This window comes from Vibrio algivorus, assembly GCF_030161215.1.
Lineage (GTDB): Bacteria > Pseudomonadota > Gammaproteobacteria > Enterobacterales > Vibrionaceae > Vibrio > Vibrio algivorus.
The window spans coordinates 81,368-101,457 of the sequence record NZ_BSPV01000003.1 but is presented as its reverse complement, the minus strand read 5'-3'; the positions used below and the strand labels follow the sequence as shown (position 1 = coordinate 101,457).

Sequence of the window (20,090 nt, the reverse complement as noted above, 5' to 3'; positions counted from 1 at the left end):
GCTTCCATTTTGTTTGACAGTTCCTTGTATATTATTGGGTTTTTAGCTACATTTTATGTCTATTTAATGTGCTATATAAATAAAATGAGCAATAAAATTAAATTATGGATAGGTTTGACGAAAGAATATTGCAAGAGCTTCAGGCTGATGGCCGATTATCGAATGTTGAGCTATCGGAGCGAATTGGTCTATCGCCTTCTGCGACATTAAGACGGGTGCAAGAGTTAGAGCGTCAAGGTGTGATAAGTGGATATCGAGCGATACTCAACTCGGATAAATTGGGCATCGGGTTTATTGCTTATGTCACTATCGGATTATCGGATCATAGCCAAAAGTCACAGCGTGGATTTGAGCAAGAAGTGATGATGGCACAAGAAGTTACCGAATGTCATAACATCACCGGTGCGAATGAATATTTGTTACGCGTGGAAACTAAAGATCTCACTCGTTATAAACGCTTCCATTCTGAAGTACTGGGCGAGATCCCACAGGTGAATACCATCACAACGCTAGTAGTGATGGACACGCCGAAAGATACTCGTTAAGAGTGAGTCCACAGTATATATCCAAGTGACTTCAATATGCAGAATTCAGAGCTATCATCCAAACCTTTAGGTAAGGAAGATTGGCGAAGGAAGGCACCTTTCAAACTAATCTGTATAAATGGATTAATTAGGTTGCGTTTGGGTAGTGGCTTGCGAGCGTCGACTTAGCACCAATACCGTCATCATGAGCATCGCAGTACAGCAATAAAAAATGCCAAGATCGTTTTGGCTTGAAACAAAATTGCGTACTAAGAATTCTCCAAAAAAGCCGGCAATACACATTTGAATGGACCCGGATAATGCAGATACTGCACCAACTCGATTTGGATGTGGCTCTAATAATAGTGACATCGAAATTGGAAAGCTCATGCCTTGTGCGACAGTTAACAAGGTAAATGCGCTGATTAAATGAAAGCCGGATAAAGGCATAGCAAGTAGCCAAACACCTGCAATCACCATTAAACTAAATGCGATGCACAACAAGCGAGCTTGCGAGAAATACTTATGCAGGCGGTTAACCATGACGCTACCAACTAATAATCCTGCTGATGGAATGATCATCGCTTCACCGTAATCAGATACCGTCATACCAAGTTGTTTTTGCAGTAAGAAAGGTAAAACAGACAGTGAGACAACCGCGCCTAAATAGCTGATCCAATTATAACTAGCACTTGAAATAACTTGCTTACAGGTAATGAGTTCACCATAACCCTTTAATACTTTTATCGGATTAAAGCGGCTTTTAGGGTAGGGTAACGTTTCTGGTAGCACTTTCCAGCCGAGTGTAACAATGGCAATTAAATACATCAGTACAGCACTAAACACGCTTTGCCAACCAAAATGGTAGGCGACCCAGCCACCAAACACTGGCGAAATGATCGGTAAAATAGAAGCGGTAATAGAGAGATAAGATAACGCTTTGGTTAAATCAGGACCGTTATAACTATCGCGTAATACACTACGGCCTAGTACCGATGCACTACCGGCGCCTAGACCTTGCAGAAAACGTCCAAATAATAAAGCTTCAAAGCTGGTCGCCCATAACACACAAATCAAAGTACCTAAAAGATAAACGCCTTGTCCTGCTAGAAATACTGGGCGCCGACCTATGGCATCGGATAATGGCCCATAAAATAGTTGTGACAAGCCAAAGCTAATTAAAAAGAAGGTCACGATAGACTGAACTTGCGCCTGAGAAACCGCTAAATCATGGCTGATTAAAGGCAAAGAGGGCAGATAAATGCTTACACCAACTTGACCCGTTGCGATGATCATCATCGCGAGTAGAAGAGGCGTTTTTTTAAAAGCATTTATCGTTTCTGTTTTCATGCTATCCCCTAGCGTCACTTAATTATGCTAGTGTACTTTGGTGAATATAAAATGATAATAGACTCTATAGGAAAGGGATTGAGTCTATTAGGGAAACAATGGTGTGAGAGATGGATTGGATTGAATCGGTAAAAACTTATATTCGAGTGGTTGAAGAAGGCAGTTTTAATCAGGCTGCTCGTCGTTTGAATACCACCACTTCAGCGGTAAGTAAGCGCATACATTTTTTAGAAGAGCGAATCGGTGTGCAGCTGCTCAAACGGACGACTCGTTCATTAAGCCAAACAGAAGCGGGCGCGATGTTTTATCATCGCGGAAAAGCGCAGGTTGAGCAATGGCAATCTCTGGTCGATGAAACTCGTTCTATTAACCAAACTCCAACTGGGTTATTGAGAGTTGGCGCAACGCTCGCGCTAGGTTCTAAATTTTTTATGCGCTATGTTGATGACTTTTTACATCAATATCCACACATTAAAGTGCAATTAATCACCACACTTCCCGGTCAACTGCCGGAACTTAGCTTTGATATTTACATTGGTCGTGAAATTGAAAACCTTGATACCCTCAGTTTTCGTGCTGCACCATTAATTGACTACCAATCTGGCTTCTATGCTGCACCAAGTTATTTAAAGCAATATGGTGAGCCGCAGACTATTGCTGATTTAATCCATCACAATATGTTAATTTGGGGCGAAAAAGTCGATAGAGAAGTGCGATTAACAACCTTAGGTGAACGCAGCAAAAAAGTACGCTTAACCGGTAACTTTTCGACGACCAATCCAGAAGCGTTATTTCATAGTGCCAAGCGGGGAATGGGAATTATTTTATCCAACCAAGTAATGCTGCAAGAAGAAATTGAACGTGGTGAGTTGGTTCGAATATTGCCGAATGTCACGTCAGATCATACTCGTGTATATGCCTACTATCCTAAATTGGATTATGAACATACCCGCACTCAGTTGTTTGTGGAGTATTTGAAGCAGCGTTTAGAAAGCGAAAAAGATGTGAAAGTGGTGTAGGTCGGATAGTGCCATATTCAGATAAAAAATAGGGCGGAATCAGTCAGCCCTATTTTAACATTGGAACATCACAGGCTTAGTGTGCTTTCTTTGGCCCGTTACGTACAATATCTTTACCGTTATCAAATACGTCTTGAGTGACCCAGCGACCAAGTAATAGCTGGTGCTTATCATCTAAAACCGCAACAAATGGGCGACCATTACTATTATTGGTTGCTAATGCCACGCCAGTGACATTTTCAAGCCCAAGGCCCCCGTTTTCTACTAAGCGCAGGAACGCTTCCAAATCGTCTAGGGTCTCAATTATTAGGTTATCGTCAATCATTATTTTTACTCTATTAACTCGTTATGCTCGTAGGATAACAGTTATAAGAAGATCGATAAATATACCCAAGTGACTTCAAGTTGCTGAAACTCGCAACTTGAAGTTACTTGGGTATATATGACTAGAATCACCACTGGATAAACCTCCACCATGAACGGTGGTCATATATTTTGGTGAACGTATTCTTGTTTTTGATTATGGATTTATTTTGAGATAGTTGACTAAAATGTGTACCAAGCGCAGTATAAATTTTATATTTTCAGCTCGTAAGATCTTGTAAAAGGAACCTGTGGACATGGATGTCACATTAACCAGTATTTTTATTACCGTAGCGCTCGCACACTTTTTGGCGTTATTAAGCCCTGGTCCCGATTTTGTATTAGTCGTAAAAAGTGCCATTCGTAATAAGGGTCGTAATGCTATTGGTGTCGCTTTTGGAATTGCGATTGCCAATGCTGTTTATATCGGATTATGCCTCATTGGGGTTGGTTCGATCTTGGCTGCTTCTGTTCCTATCATGATTACACTTAAAGTGGTTGGCGGTTGCTTTCTTATTTATCTCGCTTATAAAGCTTTGAGAGCAAGAAAGAGCGCGTATCAAAATTTAGACATTGTCGATGACTCAGAAATAGAATCGACAGGTAGTACATTCTGGTTTGAATTCTTTACAGGTTTTATGTCGGGTATTTTAAATCCTAAAAATCTATTGTTTTACTTGAGCTTGTTTACGGTTGTTTTAACTAATGATGTGAGTTTTAGTTTTAAGCTCGGTTTAGGTATTTGGATGACAGTTATCGTTTTTGCATGGGATGCTGCGGTGATCTATTTTCTGTCGGTTCCTCGAGTAAGAAAGCGCTTCACCAAAATGGCGTATTATATTGATAAACTGACAGGTGCTTTATTAGGGATTATTGGCGTGACTATTGTGAAATCTGCGATGGTGCGTTAATCCGCATTACTCGAACCTTAAAGTTGACCGATGCAGGTGACACAGCTTGGGGTCAATTTAAATAGAGAAGTGGCCGCTCTTTGATTAATGCTGCGCTGGCAGGTTGTGGTTTAATTCGAGTCCCGAAGCTGTATTGCCAAGCCGAGATAGAGCAGAAAAAGCTAGTAGAAGTGATGCCTGAGTGGAAAATCCCCGACGTTAACCTTTCCGTGATTTATCATAAAGATCGCTATAAACCTAAACGGTTACAAGCGTTGCTAAAGCACTTTCAACAGCAGTTTTTAAAAATGAGTTAATATCCATTATTATCACCTGAATATCCATATAGTGAGAAAATTATAATGTCATTACCTGCTTGTCCAAATTGTCAGTCTGAATATGTTTATCAAGATCAGAATCACCTTATTTGTCCTGAATGTGCCTATGAATGGAACCCGCAAGAAGAATTAGATAATGCCTTTACAGTAAAGGATGCGAACGGAACGCTATTAGAAGAAGGCGATAAGATCACGTTAATTAAAGACTTAAAAGTGACTGGTACTTCGCAAGTATTAAAGATCGGTACCAAAGGCGTGATCCGCCGTGTTATTGAAGGCAAAGATCATGAGTTGGATTGTAAGTTGCAAGGCATTGGTGAAATGTTGGTATCGGGTAAGTATGTAAAGAAAGCTTGATGTACGGGTCACTAATTTTCTATTGCAACGCTTTGCTATTGAGCGATACCATGCAATTCTGTTGTTTAGTAAAGATTCCCTTATGTCTGATGAAAAACTTGCTCTCGAGTGGATGCGCCAACAAGCTCGTAAAATTGATCCATACGTAGTCAACCCATCATTTGATGAATGTGTTGAGTTGATCGATCCCGCCTTTAAAAAAGGAAAGAGCGTTGCCCAACTGAAGTACTTATTGTCTGAAGCCGATCGCCGAGCGGGAGCAGCTGAACGTAAACATGCCGCCTTAAAATACGCCAAAGAAAAGAACCCTAATGCCGGACAAGTGTTGCGTCTGCAAAGCAAGCTTCAACAAGTTCAATTGGCGTTAAAATTGGCGACTGGTGATAGCAATATGACGATTTCTCAATTCTGTGCTGAGTATGATGTGACAAAGAAAGACGGCAGTGCTGCTTGGCATGAGACTTTAGTTAAACTGAGCAAGAAAAAGTAATGTTATTAGAAAGAAACATTATCTATTAGTTTACGTTCGTTCTTTTAAGGTAAATAGAATGAGACTGACAAAATATAAATTTTTGAAATATATATTACTTATTGGTTTTTTTTCTTTTTCAGTCTTAGGCTATTTGGCATGGCATTCATATCGTTCGCTCACGTTTATGGATCAAAGCTTGAATTGGTTTTGGCTTGATAATCAGCTGATTAGTCTAGATAACACGGCAATACAAAGTGCTCGTGAGAATCATTCGAAACAACTCATTTATCGTCAAGTTTATACGCATGACCAGTTCGTTGTTTTTCTCAATACTACTAATAATGGATATTTTCTTTTTACCTTTGTAAAAAAAATACCGTGTAATTCTTCAAGCCCTTATCAGGCACTACTTAGTATTAATGGTAAAAACAGTGAGACGGTGACGTTTACATGTAACTCTTCTGATACTGCGGTCTATCGAGTTGCAAGAAAAAAGTTTGAACAAATGCAATTAACCAATAGGGATCTTTACTTTAATCTAGATTTGAATAAGTGGGATTTTAACGCACTAAAAAAAGATGATTACATACAGCATAACTACCGTTTTTTTCAGAAACATAGCACTAAAACCGTCTATCCATGGAATCGAGATTAGTGCTACTAAGATAAGTTGTGCTGCTTATTGATTACTGAATTAAGCCATTAATATCGCCTGCAATTCACCTAATGAACTCACGGTGTAGTGTGGATTTATACCATCGGTTGCTGCTGTACCGTGTGGGTTCAACCAACAGGTTTCAATCCCAAAATTGATACCGCCAAGAATATCCGAATATAGGTTATCACCTACCATCAACACTTTTGATTTACACGGATTATCCGCACGTTGTAGAGCATGTTCAAAGATGATGCTATCAGGCTTTGCTGTGCCTACTTCTTCTGAAATGATCACTTGATCTATGTAGATATCCATTCCGGTTCGAGCCAATCGAATCGCTTGTAAATCAGTAAAGCCATTCGTAATGATGCCAACCTTGGCTTTGCCCTTAAGCGCTTCCATTAACTCTTTGGCTCCAGGTAGAACAGAACAAATATCAGCCATTGCCTCTAAAAATGCTGAGTTCAATTCTGCTGGCGTTGTGTTTAGCCTTTGCGCCCATGAATCAAAACGAGTGTGCTTGAGTTGGTCTGCCGTGATATCGCCATTTTGATAATCAACCCAAAGCGGTTTATTCACTTCTTGATAAGTGGCAAAATCTTGCTCTGTAAAGTTGACGCCTTTACGAGAAAACATCAGTTGCATGCCTTTGAACGCATCAAAATGGAAAAGGGTTTCGTCGGCGTCAAAGAAAATCCAGTCGTACTTCATGGTTACTCCTGTGAGCTAAAGTATGCCCATTGTATTTGGAGTTGAAGCTTTGTTGCTGGCGTTCATTGTTTCACTGCAACTCCAATTACTTTGGGTATAGATGTATATAAAATTAGCGCCTAAAGGGTGAATTGTTAACTACTCGGCGTACCTTGATGGTGCGCAATATTACCTACTTCCAATAGCGGTGCTACATCAAGATCAGCGGCATTCATCATTTTTGAAATACGTTGGACTGATGAAAGCAGTAGCGATTGTTCCCATGAGTCGAGATTTTGGAAGCGCTGAATAAAGTGATCTTGCAACGGTAGCGGCGCTTTTTCTAGCAGCTCTGCCCCTTCTTCGGTTAAGTAGGCATGCACTTTACGCTTATCAAGCTGGCTGCGCTGGCGCTGAACTAAACCACGTTTTTCGATGCGATCAATAATGGTCGTCGCGGTCGCTTGGCTCATATTGGTGTTCATGGATAACTGACGGATCGTTACTTCACCTGAATCACGAATTGAACGCATGAGTAGGAGTTGTGGCCCAGTTAAACCAAGCTCTTTATTTAGTTGTCGTGAATGTAGATCGATCGCGCGAATAATTTGTCGAATGGCGATGAGAACTTCTTCGTGTTTATCCATATTATTGCCCCTATTTTGGAGAGCAGAAAATACATTAATTCCTCATTAGCGAAAAGGATTAATTACGTTAATTCCCAAAGTAATTGGAATCGTAGTGGGCGATAAGTTATGAATTGTTTATCGCCTTAACGTCTTACGAATAGATGTTTATTTCCTTGCTCTAGTTATTGCCTAAAAGAAAAGCTGCCAAAAGTGGCAGCTTGATAGATTACCGTTTGAGTAATGATTATTTAGCGGCTGCTTTTGCTTCGGCTATCCAAGCATCAAATTGTTTTTGGTGTGCTTTGATCCAGCCATTAGCATGAGCTTCAATATCTGCTGGTTTATTTTGACCTTTTTGCATCATTAAGTTTTCAGCACTGATATCGTTGATGTTCAACTTCATAATAGCAAACAGTTTTGCTGCTGCTGGGTTATCTTGTGCGAATTGTTTGTTAGCAATGATGTGCATAGCATTCATTTGGAAGCCGTAGTTCTTACCATTTGGTAGTGTCGTGTCTACATCGCTACGATCACCCGGTAGAGATGAATGAGGTACTTCTAACCATACAACATCTTTGCCCGGAACCAATACGCCACTCACCCAATAAGGCGTCCATGTGTAATAAAGAATCGACTCACCATTTTTGTAGCGAGAAATGGTATCGGCGATGATCGCTGCGTAGTTACCTTGGTTGTTATCTATGCTGTCTTCTAAACCAAAATCTTTCATTTGGTGAGCGACAACCGCTTCACAACCCCAACCTGGATTACAGCCAGTTAAGTCAGCTTTACCATTACCATTAGTATCAAATAGTTTCGCTAGTTTTGGATCTTTTAATTGACCAATATTAGTAATGCCATATTTATCGGCGGTCTTTTTATCAATTAAGTAACCTTGCGCCGCACCTGTGACATAAGTACCTTCACGATAGAACTTATCATCGCCACCGGCTTGCTTGTATTTGTCATCATGTAATGGGGCCCAGTTAACCGCGAGGTAGGTTGCATCACCATTGGCAATTGAGGTGTAGCCTACGTTGTAATCCACTTCTTTGATTGGTTTTACATCGTAGCCAAGTTTTTCAAGTGCTTTATCAATGATCAGAGTTTGGAAGGTTTCCTCTGCAACTGTCGATTGAATCGGTTGCACACTCACGCCTTCACCAGGTAGGGTTTCAGCATTGACGGCAAACGAAGTTGCAGAAGCCAATAGGGTCATCGTAAGTAAAGTTTTCATCCGTGTTGTTTTCATCATTTCTCCTGTTTTTTCTTTTTTACGCTTGTTTATGAACGCTGGAACATTCGTTGCTCCAGCGGTGGAGCTGAATTTAAAAGGGGACTAGGAAGTTTTAATATCACCAGATTTTGGTTTCTCTTTGATTAACCGATAAATCAATGATGCAGGACCAGTTTCATACCAACGGGTTTTCTTATCGCGTGAGGCGACTCCAATGGTTTGGGTTAGGCGGTCTAGCAAGATGGCAAGAATAACAATTCCTAAACCACCGACTGCGGCAAGACCCATATCTAATCGTCCGATACCACGTAATACCATTTGACCTAAACCACCAACGGCAATCATGGATGCAATTACTACCATTGAAAGCGATAACATTAAGGTTTGGTTTACACCAGCCATAATGGTTGGCGTTGCCAGTGGTAATTGAATGCGGTACAGCATTTGCTTTGGACTTGCACCGAATGAGTGACCAGCTTCGATGAGCTCTTCGGGTACTTGTTGAATACCGAGAATGGTCAAGCGGACGATTGGCGGTAGGGCGAAAATAATGGTCACGACTACGCCTGGTACGTTACCGATACCAAATAGCATTACGATTGGTACTAGGTATACAAAGGCTGGTGTTGTTTGCATAGCATCAAGTATTGGCCTAATGACTCTGGCCGCTGATTGACTGCGGGCTAACCATATACCCATGGGGAGGCCGATTAATAAGCAGAAAAAGACTGATGTTAGAACCAGAGCCAATGTCACCATCGCTTCCGACCAGGCACCGATAAATCCAATAATGGCAAGTGAGACTAAGGTTGCAAATCCCATTTTTTTACCGGCAAGTTGCCAAGCGATTAGTACGAGTAATGCGATCATGATTAGCGATGGTGTTGATACCAAGGCGGTTTGAAATGAGGTTAAAATAAAATCAATAGGTACTCGAATGGCTTGGAAAACAGGGCGACCATGCATGACTAACCAATTAAGGCCACTTTCAACCCAGTGATCGAATGGGATCACGGCATCTTTAAATGGATGGGCCCAATCAATAGGTTGGTCTATAGGCTGAGTTGGCGCGTTACTCAGCCATGAGCTGGTACTTTCAGCAGAGCTGGCAGTTGACCACGGATCACTTGATGTTGTTGAGGCAGCTGAAGCCCACGGATCAGCGGCTTGCGCTGCACTTACGGTTGTTTCAGTTGTCATAATAATTACTCTCTATCTAAAGTTTGAAGCAGACGGGTCTTAGTAATAACCCCGTGATATGTCCCGTCGCTATCGATGACAGGCACTGCATAAGGTACTTCTGCAACTTGACTGATCAGTTCGCTAACAGGGGTATCAGCATGTAAAGAAACGGTGTTGTCTAATAGCGCAGAGCTAAGAGGCCGTTTTTCTTTGTAGGCTGCTTTTAGAGAGTCTTGTGACACTATTCCTGAGTATTTATTGGCTTTATCAACCACGACACCATAATCGCGATCATGATCCGATAGAATCTGCAGTGCTGCTGCAGGGCCATCGGTTTCACCTTTTTTAAATACTGCGGCAGGTTTTTTACGCGCAATATCTTTGGCTGAATATACATCAGCAACGTTTACACCACTAAAGAAGGATTCCACGTAATCATTGGCTGGGTTTTGCAGTATTTCGTCGGGCGTACCGACTTGTACTACCACACCGTTTTGCATGATGGCAATACGATCACCAATACGCATTGCTTCATCTAAATCATGTGAGATAAATACAATAGTGCGTCGGTCATCATTTTGTAGACGAATAAGCTCATCTTGCATTTCCGTACGGATCAGGGGATCGAGTGCTGAGAATGCTTCATCCATTAATAGAATATCCGGGTCGGTTGCTAATGCGCGAGCAAGGCCAACACGTTGCTTCATACCACCTGAAAGTTCATCTGGATAAGAGTCTGATTGGTTTTCTAACCCTACTCGTGCAAGTGCATTACGTGCGGCATCATTACGTTTATCCAAATCAACGCCAGCAAGTTCTAAGCCAAAAGCAGCGTTTTCAATAACGCTCATGTGTGGCATTAGGGCGAAGTTTTGGAAAACCATACTGATGTTATTGCGTCGTACATTACGTAATTCTTCATCCGAAATAACCGCAATGTCTTTGCCGTTTAAATATACATGGCCACGGGTGGGTTCAATTAGGCGATTTAGTAGTCGAACTAAGGTGGATTTACCTGAGCCAGAAAGGCCCATGATGACGAATATCTCTCCTTCGTTAATCGAGAGTGAAACATCTTTTACCCCAACAGTGAGGCCAGTTTTTTCAAAAATTTCATCTTTATCTAAACCTTTATCGATGAGAGCAAAGGCTTCATCGGGTGTTTCGCCAAACACTTTATAGAGGTTTTTTACTTCTAATTTTGTTGTCATTATTTAGCATCCTTGGCTATTTTTTTGCAAAACTAATACACGAATGCTTTGCAAACTGTTTAGTACCCTAAACAATTTGTCATGGAATTGCAAAAGTTAGACAGGGCGCACATGTTGATGTAATTAACAAAATTGTGATTATTGTAGAGTGTTTTACATACAAAAACCCTTAAACCAATAAGTGTAAGTGTTTGAAGTTTAAGGTTATGAGTACAGAATGCTGAGCTTAATATTTTCGATGTTTATGCGATTAGAATTTTAAATGTCGAGGCTGAAATTATTTTTGAAAAATATGATTTAGGTTCTGAAAGGTGATTGCATTCCTTCACCAATTTTCCTGCCTAAAGGTTTGTATGATAGCTCTGAATTCTGCATCTTGAAGCCACTTGGGTATACTAATACTTTTATCAATCCGTTATTCTGCCATCAAACTATTTTAGCGAGTTGTCTATTTTTTGAATTTTAAAAGTTCGTTATTTTTAATTATTAATTAGGAGCAGTAGTCATGGGCACAATTGAGCGCCAACAAACGAATCACAGAATGAGTAAAATTGTTGTGCATAACGAGACGGTTTATCTCTGTGGTCAAGTGGGTGTTGCAGGAACGAGTGTGGCGGAGCAAACCGCGGAAGCATTACGTCGTGTGGAAACTTTATTGTTAGAAGCGGGATCCGATAAGCAGCATGTACTACAAACGATTGTTTGGCTTGCGGATATGGCAGATTTTCAAGAGATGAATGCCGTCTGGGATCAGTTTTTTGATGAAGGCTTCGCACCAGCTCGTGCGTGTGGTGAAGCGAAATTGGCTCGTCCAGAGTTAAAAGTGGAGTTGATAGTGACAGCGGCATTAAAGAAAGATTAAATAATGAGCAAAACTATATAAATAAAAACGCACGTCGATTTTGATATCGGCGTGCGTTTTGTTTTGGTTTTATTTATCTATTTGCGTTTATACCCTTCGTACTTGAAGCTGCAGCTTTGTTGTCGGCGTTCACTCGCCCCAATCACATAGACAAGCTATGCTCATGGGGAGTCATGCACTTGTCGCCTCACTGCAACTCCAATTACTTTGAGTATAGGCTTATAGAGTACAGACTTTTGTCCAGTCAGCGTTGTTACCTGGCTCTGATGATGTCCACCAGTTTGCTTGATATACCACACCGTCGTTGATGACTTTATCACCTTGGTTAGCGTGGCTTGGGTTACCTTGCCAGTCGGTTTGAGGGAAGTCAGGGTAGGTAACCAGTCCTGCGCTATCACAAGTTCCGTCACCGTTACCATTATCGCCGCCACCTGTGCTTGATGAAATATCACCTAAAGGCAGTTCTGGATGTTCAAATTTAAAGCCATAGTCCAGCCCATTAATATTTACGGTGTAGTTCGCAGGGCCCGAAATCGGTAGGTAGTACACCATATCCAATTCATAAGACTCGCCGGCAGGTAAGACTTTCCAAGAAGGAAGTGTGAAGGCAACGCGATGCATATCACCATCTAGACCTCCAACGTTATCCGCACGGGTATGGCCTGAGCTAATTACAGCTAAGCCACCACCAGATTGGTCTTTGGCATTATCTGGCGCAGAGGTTGGGATATCAAATTGGAACTCAGTACCACCAGGAAGCTCTTGCCCCGTGTTGTTGGTAAAAGTGATTTTCGGATTTACTGGGAAGTTTTGATCGCCTACTTTAAATCCGCCAATGCTGACTGAAATATCTACGACTTGATCAGGCATTGCTCCAGTTGCAACTTTGTTACCGTAAGGCGTGGCAGACTTAAACTCATCATAGATAGTTTTCGTCATGGTATTACCCATGTGGTATTCACCGTTACCAGATGCACAAGCTTGTTCCGTTGGATCGACACTTGTACGGTTGCCATTTTCATCGAGTACATAACAGCTGTAGTCACCCGCAAGTTCCCAGAACATGATACCGCCAATACCTTGGTCGATAACGTATTGTGCTTTGGTAGTGATAGACTCTTTATCTTCAGTTGATAGGAAAACTTTCTTTTCTTCGTTCCATAACCAAGGTGCAACCGCAACATCATCGTAATGACGAGTATAAGTACCCGTTAATACATCACTAGGATCATTTTGTGGATCTAAACCATATGCATCAGCGTAAGAACCCCAGATGCCTTTCTCTAGGTTTTTCGCATGCCACATTGGGTTAGAGCCTGCGCCCATTTCATTGCCTTTCGGATCCGTATCGTGCCACATGTTGTCGATACCAACAGCGCCATGGCCACAGTTGTTCTTCTCGCCTTCACCTGTGCCTTCTGCACATTCTGATTGATTCGGTAGTGCAGCTCGACCCCATAAACCGTTATCGCCACCAGTGACACCTTGCCAACCACGAGTGTAATAAGGGACACCAATATTAATTCGGCCGGCAGGCATAGAGCCACGGAAATAATGGTAAGCCCAGTCAGTATTTAGATAGCCGATACCACCATAAGCGGCAGTTCCATAAACATTCCATTGTGCAAGTTCAGAATCTTTACCTGTGTCGTATAGTGCAGCATTGTGACCAACGTGATCATTCCAAGCACCGTGTAAGTCGTAAGACATGATATTGACGTAATCAAGATATTTCGTCACATCAAAGGTTTCCATACCGCGTAGTAGGTAACCAGATGATGGTGCTGCAATTGTTAACATGTAGTAGTTGCCATCTGCTTCTGATGCGCGGTCAACTTTCTCACGTAATACTTTCATGAGCTCTTGGTATGATGCCCATAGGTATTCACGGCGTGGTTCCATGAAGTCTTTGTCATAAGGGTTACCAGCGCCTGCCATTGAAGTTGGATATTCGTAGTCAATATCTAACCCATCAAATTTGTATTTACGCATTAATTCAACCGCAGAATCTGCAAATTTTTCAATCGCAGCATGGTTGATTGAACCATCAGCATTGGTGGTCATAGTGTAGAAACCACCGTCAGCAACGCGTGAACCGTCAGTAGCAAAGTGACCACCGGTTTCCGCCCAGCCACCAATAGAGATTAAGGTTTTTACGCCATAACGTTCTTTATAAGTTGCTAATGCACCAAAGTGGCCTTTAAAACCGAGCTCAGGATCAACATCGACACCTGGCCAAGTTTTACCGACCGCAGCGTTTTCAGGATCGTTAACGTCACCAATATTAACGTTACCGTCAGAACCAATGCTGACGAATGCGTAGTTAATGTGAGTCAATTGCTCCCAAGGAATATCTTTTACCAAGTAAGCGGCTTGATCGTTATCGCCCGAGCGCCAGCTTGTGAAGTAACCGATAACACGACGAGGGTGATCGGCACCCATTAATTCACGACCTTCTTCATCGTAAGCATTACAATAAGGGACATTCACGCCTTCGGTTTGATATAGACCATCTGGGTGACAAGTTGCAGCAACCGGTTGATCACTTGTAACTTTTAAGCTTGTCGCAACAGAGTCTGTGGTTGCGCCTTCATTATCTGTCGCTTTAGCAAAAATAGAAACAGAGCCTGTTTGAGTCGTCGTGTAGTTAAGAGTGTATGGAGAAGATGCGACGGTTCCAACTAAGCTGCCATCAACATAAAAGTCGACTTTATCTACAGTGCCATCTGAGTCAGCGGCGGTGGCACTTAATGTCACCACTTCACCAACGGTTACGCTGCTACTAGAAAGTGCGACAGAAACACTTGGTGCTTGGTTGACATCAGTTTGAGACGTTTGTACTTCGAGAGATACCGAGCTCTGAGTACTTTGAGCGCCTTCATTATCGTAGGCAATTGAACTAAAAGAGTGTGTACCTGCAACTGCTGTCCAAGTAGCTGAGAATGGTGCATTGGTTGATTGCCCAATAACCTCTCCATCAACTAAGAAATCCACACGAGCAATCGTGCCATCACTATCTGTTGCGTTGGCCGTCAATGTCACTTCATCGCCTTCAATGAGAGAAGCGCTCGCCGCTGGAGACGTGAGATCAACCGTTGGAGATTTATTGGTCACAGTATCAGTACTACAAGAATCGACGAGAGCCCAAGCTCCCCACTCTCCAGCCTCTTTAGGGCTATTACCTTGTGTCCAATACTTTGCACTATAGGCATTATTATCTTGTTGTACTTGGTCACCACCATTGTAAATCGTACTGGCATCCCAAGAGTCTAATGATCCGCAATCGACAGCGGCGTAGCTGTTAAACGCCATTAAGCATGAAGCGGTTAATGCACTTAGCCTAAAGGCATTTTTCCCTAAGCTATTTCGATTTATAGCCATAATCAATTATCCTTAACTTGTTGTTATAAAATTAAATTTTCAATTTTACTGGAGGTGGGAACTTTTGTTCTCCTGCGAAACAACTGTAGGATAAATAGCGTAATACACACTTATATTTTGTGAGAACTCGATACCGACTCGAAAAAATCCTTAAATTGTATGTAACGAGACATTGAAAATTGCTTTTGAGGACAAGTTTTGACTTATCTTGACATTTAAGTTTTTTGATATAAATCACTTTTAATCAATGTGTTAAGAGTTTTTAGGCTGGTGGGTGATAATAAATCTTGAAGGTGTCAATGGATGGTATCAATAAGCGATTTTAATTTTATATATAAATCAATGGTTAACATGTGTTCTGCTCTCATTAACTGAAAGGCAGGCGAAAGTATTGATAGTTAATTTACATATTGAAATATGTAAATTTTAAAGGTGTTTTTAGAATGTTGAAGATGAAAAAACGCATGGTATTGTTTCTTTTTTGAGCGATTGGTTTTTGTTTTTACTGTTTGGGTGAAAAGTGACCATTTGTTGGGTTTTTGTGGCTAACTTGTCGTTATAATCGGTAAATTTCATTTAAATTCATTGTTTGGTGTTTTTTCTATTTTTATATTCATGTGATGACTGAGGTAGTGGATTTGTATTTTTCTGTTGGATGCTGTTGGTGTTTTATGTGATTTAGATCAGCATCTTGCTGTAATTTTTATCATCATTACATTGGGGTGAATACGGGTTATGCATGTGTAAGTGATGAGAATCTATAGCTTTAATAAATAAATCACTTCGGTTGCACTTATGGCATAAATCTATACCCTTAGGCGGCTAAATTTCACTGCGCTTAGGTTGTATTCTATTTATTAGAGTTAAGCTACTAGCAGTTAAAGATACGCTGCCTGTTTGGAAAGGATGACATCGGGTGTAAATACATCTTTGCAATGCAAAGCTCTTTAGAACTTTATGGTTGTTTTGCAAAGAAAATTGGAGTCAGAATGTCTGATTTAACCAACTCGATAAAATCTCCCTCCGCGACTTATAATCCTGAAACTCAAGAACCTGTATCTACTTCAGATAAATTAGGCCTGAATAATCCTGTACTTTGGTATAGCGGTGGCTTTATTGCGCTTTTCGTCGTATTAGCGTTGTTCGATGGTGAAGTATTGTCTCACTTAGTGAATGTCGGTTTCGCTTGGTCGGTAAAAGTGTTTGGTCCATTTTGGCAAATTTTACTGCTTCTTACTTTTCTTATTGGTTTAGCTCTCGTGATTGGGCGTACAGGGCGAGTCGTTTTGGGCGGTATTGATTCTCCTGAATTACCCAATTTTCGCTGGATGGCGATATTATTTTGTACTCTGCTAGCTGGTGGTGGGGTCTTTTGGGCTGCTGCTGAACCGATTGCTCACTTTGTGAGTGCGCCACCAATCTATGGTGCGACTGATGATGTTCAACAGCGTGCGATAAATGCACTTTCTCAAGCTTTTATGCATTGGGGATTTTTAGCTTGGGCAATTGTCGGTAGTTTAACGACGATAGTGGTCATGCACTTACACTATGATAAAGGTCTACCGCTTAAGCCAAGAATTTTGCTTTATCCAGTCCTTGGAGAGCGAGCATTAAAGGGGCATTTAGGCGCTTTAATTGACGCATGCTGCATTATTGCAGTAGCTGCCGGTACAATTGGGCCGATTGGCTTTTTGGGATTGCAAATTAGCTATGCATTGAATTTGTTATTTGCAGTGCCTGATGGCTTTACCACTCAAATGATCATCGTATTATTTGCGATTGTACTTTATACCTTATCGGCTTTAAGTGGCTTGGATAAAGGCATGCAAATGTTGAGTCGCTATAATGTAATTTTAGCAGCGGCATTGATGCTTTATATTCTTGTTTTTGGCCCAACTAACTTCATCTTCAACGGTTACATTCAAGGTGTTGGTACCATGATTGATAACTTTATTCCAATGGCGACGTATCGTGGTGATGAAGCTTGGCTCAGTGGCTGGACAGTTTTCTTTTGGGGTTGGTTCTTAGGTTATGGTCCTATGATGGCGATTTTTATTGCCCGTATCTCTCGTGGGCGCTCTATCCGTGAACTGATTGGAACTATTAGTGTGATTGCGCCTTTAGCAACTTGTTTCTGGTTTACGATCATAGGTGGCAGTGGTCTAGCATTTGAAATTGCTAATCCTGGTAGTATCAGTGGGGCATTTGAAGGCTTTAATCTTCCCGGTGCACTATTTGCTATTACTCAACAATTTCCATTGCCGACGTTGATTTCGATTTTGTTCATTGTTTTAACAACTGTCTTTATCATCACCACTGGTGACTCAATGACTTATACCATTAGTGTCGTTGTGAGTGGTGATACAGAGCCAAATGCCTTTATTCGTACCTTCTGGGGTGTGATGATGGGTGTAACAGCCTTGATTTTGATTTCATTAGGTTCAGGTGGGATTTCTGCGCTGCAATCTTTCATTGTGATCACTGCCGTGCCAGTATCGTTTATTTTGTTGCCATCTCTCTGGAATGCGCCACAAATTGCGATGAAAATGGCGAAGCAGCAAGGTTATTAGTTATAATAGCTTTAATTCCAACTCATTAAAAATGCCAGTCAGAGAACACTCTGACTGGCATTTTTTCGTTATTGGTTTAGTTTTTTATTTGTTATCCTACTTAAAATTATTCTTTTCACTCAATACTAATAAATGCCTAACTGCTTCCATGTGCTGTGGATATCCTTCAAACTCTTGCTGCTTTGCTGGTGTCATTTGGTATAAATCATCTGGCAACTTCCAATATAAAATCGAAGTATAAAGCATTTCGGTTAGAGGCTTATACACCTCTATTTCATAAGTCATCGCTAATTGTTCACGCGCAGTTTCACGATGAGCTTGATCGTTAATGGGTTGCGAAAGTGTTTGAATTGCATCTTGATAAAGCTGGCTTTGCTGCAATTTCTCCATCACAGGTGGGTTGTTTTTTGCCTGTTCTTTAAGAGAGATATGGATGAGGTTGAGCCAGTTTTCTTGTGTAAGGTCGTAATCTGATATTTCATCAAACTGGTGATTAATTTTCTTCTCAATGACTTTTTGAGACTGTTTCAATACCTTTCTCACTTCTTGAAATGGAAGTAAGTACTCACGTGCCAGTTCAACGATTAACTTATGAAAACCGCCATTAGGTAGATGAAGGTTAGCTTTAAAAGTGGCGATGGCTTGTTGTTGAGGCGTGAGAGTAAGTTCAGTCATGGTGTTAGTCTTATCAGTAATATTTAGTCGGTATTATGCCATGTTTATATTATGGAGTTGAGATTAATGATGAGCACTGATGGAGTGATTTATTTTATAGTGCTGCGGATTTAGCTAATTTCATGATCACTTTCACCAATCTAGTGCATCATTTCAACGCTCTCATAAGCCTTCCGAGTAATATCACCTTTTTGGTGAACTGTTCGAAAATTACGCACCATAACTGACCGTTTGTATATTGTTCACTTGGGGATCTATATTTATTTGTTTGTAAAATAACGAATTTATTTGTCTGGCATGCTCTTTGCTCTATTGAAAATACCACCAATACATAATTGGTTATTTATCAAGGAGTGATATCTATCATGCAAAATAAAACGCATAACAAATCTCTTAAAACCCGTCTAAAACTGTTGGCTGGTACAGCGGCAATTAGTGCCTGTGCTTTTACCGTTCAAGCAGCCGATACCATTAAAGTCGGTGTGCTTCATTCTCTTTCTGGCACTATGGCGATCAGTGAAACCACGTTAAAAGATACTGTTTTAATGCTGATTGAAGAACAGAATAAGAAGGGCGGTGTATTAGGCAAACAGCTTGAACCTGTAGTGGTTGACCCTGCATCAAACTGGCCTATGTACGCTGAAAAAGCTCGTGAGTTAATTGAAAAAGATAAAGTTGCCGTTACGTTTGGTGGCTGGACTTCTGCTTCACGCAAAGCCATGCTGCCCGTGTTTGAGCAAAACGACAGTATTTTGTTCTACCCAGTACAATATGAAGGTCAAGAGTCTTCGAAAAATATCTTCTATACCGGTGCTGCGCCAAATCAACAAGCGATTCCTGCGGTTGATTACTTAATTGATGAACTTGGCGTACAGCGTTTTGTGCTTGCAGGTACTGATTATGTTTACCCACGTACTACTAATAAAATCTTAGCCGCTTACCTTAAAAGTAAAGGTGTAGCGGAGGCCGATGTGATGGTGAATTACACCCCATTTGGCCATTCTGATTGGCAGTCCATTGTTTCTAATATTAAGAAATTCGGTTCAGAAGGTAAGAAAACCGCGGTGGTTTCTACTATTAATGGTGATGCTAACGTACCTTTCTATAAAGAATTAGCCGCGCAAGGTGTATCTTCAGAAGATATTCCAGTGATTGCCTTCTCGGTAGGTGAAGAAGAGCTTTCTGGTATGGATACGTCGGCACTAGTTGGTCACTTGGCGGCGTGGAACTACTTCATGAGTGTCGATTCAGAAGCGAACGATACTTTCATTGATACATGGCACAAGTACATTAAAGATGACTCTCGTGTAACCAATGACCCAATGGAAGCGACTTATATCGGCTTTAACTTATGGGTAAAAGCGGTTGAGAAAGCAGGTACGACTGATACCGATAAAGTAAGTGAAGCTATTATTGGTTTATCGACGCCAAATTTAACTGGCGGTACGGCAACTATGCTTCCTAACCACCATATTACTAAGCCGGTTGTGATTGGTGAGATCCAAGATAACGGCCAATTTGATGTGGTATGGGAAACGGAACAAGAAGTGAAAGGCGATGCATGGTCTGATTTCTTACCAACTTCTGCTAACCTAATCTCTGATTGGACTAAGCCAGTTATGTGTGGCAGCTACAACACGCAAACTAAAGCATGTTTAGGTGGTGAAGCCAAATAAACCTTT

19 protein-coding genes are annotated in these 20,090 nt (G+C 41.2%); 10 read left to right on the top strand and 9 right to left on the bottom strand.

The window, feature by feature from the left end; genetic code table 11:
* Window positions 1-104 precede the first annotated feature (104 nt).
* Window positions 105-545 carry an Lrp/AsnC family transcriptional regulator gene (locus QQJ93_RS02145; RefSeq protein WP_089123868.1) on the top strand — a complete coding sequence of 147 codons (441 nt, stop codon included), beginning with the start codon at window positions 105-107 and terminating at the stop codon, window positions 543-545.
* Window positions 546-668: 123 nt separating this feature from the next.
* On the opposite strand, the gene QQJ93_RS02140 is transcribed toward QQJ93_RS02145, so the two are convergent.
* Window positions 669-1,874, bottom strand: coding sequence for a multidrug effflux MFS transporter (locus QQJ93_RS02140; RefSeq protein WP_089123867.1), 1,206 nt, complete (start codon window positions 1,872-1,874; stop codon window positions 669-671).
* 110 nt (window positions 1,875-1,984) lie between these two features.
* Here QQJ93_RS02140 and QQJ93_RS02135 point away from each other — a divergent pair, with 110 nt between their 5' ends.
* Entirely contained in the window at window positions 1,985-2,893 is a 909-nt protein-coding gene (locus QQJ93_RS02135; protein ID WP_089123866.1) for a LysR family transcriptional regulator, read from the top strand.
* Between the two features lie 76 nt (window positions 2,894-2,969).
* Here QQJ93_RS02135 and QQJ93_RS02130 read toward each other — a convergent pair whose 3' ends face one another.
* Window positions 2,970-3,218, bottom strand: a complete 249-nt coding sequence (locus QQJ93_RS02130; RefSeq protein WP_089123865.1) for a hypothetical protein — start codon at window positions 3,216-3,218, stop codon at window positions 2,970-2,972.
* A 295-nt stretch (window positions 3,219-3,513) separates the two neighbouring features.
* On the opposite strand from QQJ93_RS02130, the gene QQJ93_RS02125 reads away from it, so the two are divergent.
* The 5 genes from QQJ93_RS02125 (at window position 3,514) to QQJ93_RS02105 (ending at window position 5,968) form a co-directional block, all read left to right on the top strand.
* Complete coding sequence (locus QQJ93_RS02125; protein ID WP_089123864.1) at window positions 3,514-4,167, top strand: LysE family translocator; 654 nt, start codon at window positions 3,514-3,516, stop codon at window positions 4,165-4,167.
* 80 nt (window positions 4,168-4,247) lie between these two features.
* Window positions 4,248-4,463, top strand: coding sequence for a LysR substrate-binding domain-containing protein (locus tag QQJ93_RS02120; RefSeq protein WP_089123863.1), 216 nt, complete (start codon window positions 4,248-4,250; stop codon window positions 4,461-4,463).
* A 45-nt stretch (window positions 4,464-4,508) separates the two neighbouring features.
* Window positions 4,509-4,841, top strand: a complete 333-nt coding sequence (locus tag QQJ93_RS02115) for a zinc ribbon domain-containing protein YjdM (RefSeq protein ID WP_089123862.1) — start codon at window positions 4,509-4,511, stop codon at window positions 4,839-4,841.
* A gap of 82 nt (window positions 4,842-4,923) precedes the next feature.
* Window positions 4,924-5,331: a hypothetical protein gene (locus tag QQJ93_RS02110; RefSeq protein ID WP_089123861.1), complete on the top strand. Its 408-nt coding sequence runs from the start codon at window positions 4,924-4,926 to the stop codon at window positions 5,329-5,331.
* A gap of 58 nt (window positions 5,332-5,389) precedes the next feature.
* Window positions 5,390-5,968, top strand: a complete 579-nt coding sequence (locus QQJ93_RS02105) for a hypothetical protein (protein ID WP_244943752.1) — start codon at window positions 5,390-5,392, stop codon at window positions 5,966-5,968.
* A 39-nt stretch (window positions 5,969-6,007) separates the two neighbouring features.
* On the opposite strand, the gene yjjG is transcribed toward QQJ93_RS02105, so the two are convergent.
* The 5 genes from yjjG to proV all read right to left on the bottom strand — a co-directional run bounded on the left by yjjG (window position 6,008) and on the right by proV (window position 10,920).
* Complete coding sequence (gene yjjG, locus QQJ93_RS02100) at window positions 6,008-6,682, bottom strand: pyrimidine 5'-nucleotidase (protein WP_089123860.1); 675 nt, start codon at window positions 6,680-6,682, stop codon at window positions 6,008-6,010.
* A gap of 134 nt (window positions 6,683-6,816) precedes the next feature.
* Window positions 6,817-7,308, bottom strand: coding sequence for a MarR family winged helix-turn-helix transcriptional regulator (locus tag QQJ93_RS02095; protein WP_089123859.1), 492 nt, complete (start codon window positions 7,306-7,308; stop codon window positions 6,817-6,819).
* A 226-nt stretch (window positions 7,309-7,534) separates the two neighbouring features.
* On the bottom strand, window positions 7,535-8,527 hold the full coding sequence (proX, locus tag QQJ93_RS02090) for a glycine betaine/L-proline ABC transporter substrate-binding protein ProX (RefSeq protein WP_431313584.1): 993 nt from the start codon (window positions 8,525-8,527) through the stop codon (window positions 7,535-7,537).
* A 102-nt stretch (window positions 8,528-8,629) separates the two neighbouring features.
* Window positions 8,630-9,727 (bottom strand): glycine betaine/L-proline ABC transporter permease ProW, encoded by a 1,098-nt coding sequence (gene proW / locus QQJ93_RS02085; RefSeq protein WP_089123857.1) that lies wholly within the window; start codon window positions 9,725-9,727, stop codon window positions 8,630-8,632.
* Between the two features lie 5 nt (window positions 9,728-9,732).
* Window positions 9,733-10,920 (bottom strand): glycine betaine/L-proline ABC transporter ATP-binding protein ProV, encoded by a 1,188-nt coding sequence (gene proV / locus QQJ93_RS02080; protein WP_089123856.1) that lies wholly within the window; start codon window positions 10,918-10,920, stop codon window positions 9,733-9,735.
* A gap of 505 nt (window positions 10,921-11,425) precedes the next feature.
* On the opposite strand from proV, the gene QQJ93_RS02075 reads away from it, so the two are divergent.
* A complete protein-coding gene (locus tag QQJ93_RS02075; RefSeq protein WP_089123855.1) occupies window positions 11,426-11,782 on the top strand; it encodes a RidA family protein in 357 nt (118 codons plus the stop codon).
* Window positions 11,783-12,001: 219 nt separating this feature from the next.
* On the opposite strand, the gene QQJ93_RS02070 is transcribed toward QQJ93_RS02075, so the two are convergent.
* A complete protein-coding gene (locus QQJ93_RS02070; RefSeq protein ID WP_089123853.1) occupies window positions 12,002-15,163 on the bottom strand; it encodes a chitinase C-terminal domain-containing protein in 3,162 nt (1,053 codons plus the stop codon).
* Between the two features lie 989 nt (window positions 15,164-16,152).
* Between QQJ93_RS02070 and QQJ93_RS02065 the strand changes: the two genes are divergently transcribed.
* Complete coding sequence (locus QQJ93_RS02065; RefSeq protein ID WP_089124520.1) at window positions 16,153-17,733, top strand: BCCT family transporter; 1,581 nt, start codon at window positions 16,153-16,155, stop codon at window positions 17,731-17,733.
* 96 nt (window positions 17,734-17,829) lie between these two features.
* Here QQJ93_RS02065 and QQJ93_RS02060 read toward each other — a convergent pair whose 3' ends face one another.
* On the bottom strand, window positions 17,830-18,408 hold the full coding sequence (locus QQJ93_RS02060) for a hypothetical protein (protein ID WP_089123852.1): 579 nt from the start codon (window positions 18,406-18,408) through the stop codon (window positions 17,830-17,832).
* A gap of 365 nt (window positions 18,409-18,773) precedes the next feature.
* Here QQJ93_RS02060 and urtA point away from each other — a divergent pair, with 365 nt between their 5' ends.
* Window positions 18,774-20,084 (top strand): urea ABC transporter substrate-binding protein, encoded by a 1,311-nt coding sequence (urtA, locus tag QQJ93_RS02055; RefSeq protein ID WP_089123851.1) that lies wholly within the window; start codon window positions 18,774-18,776, stop codon window positions 20,082-20,084.
* Window positions 20,085-20,090: the final 6 nt, after the last annotated feature.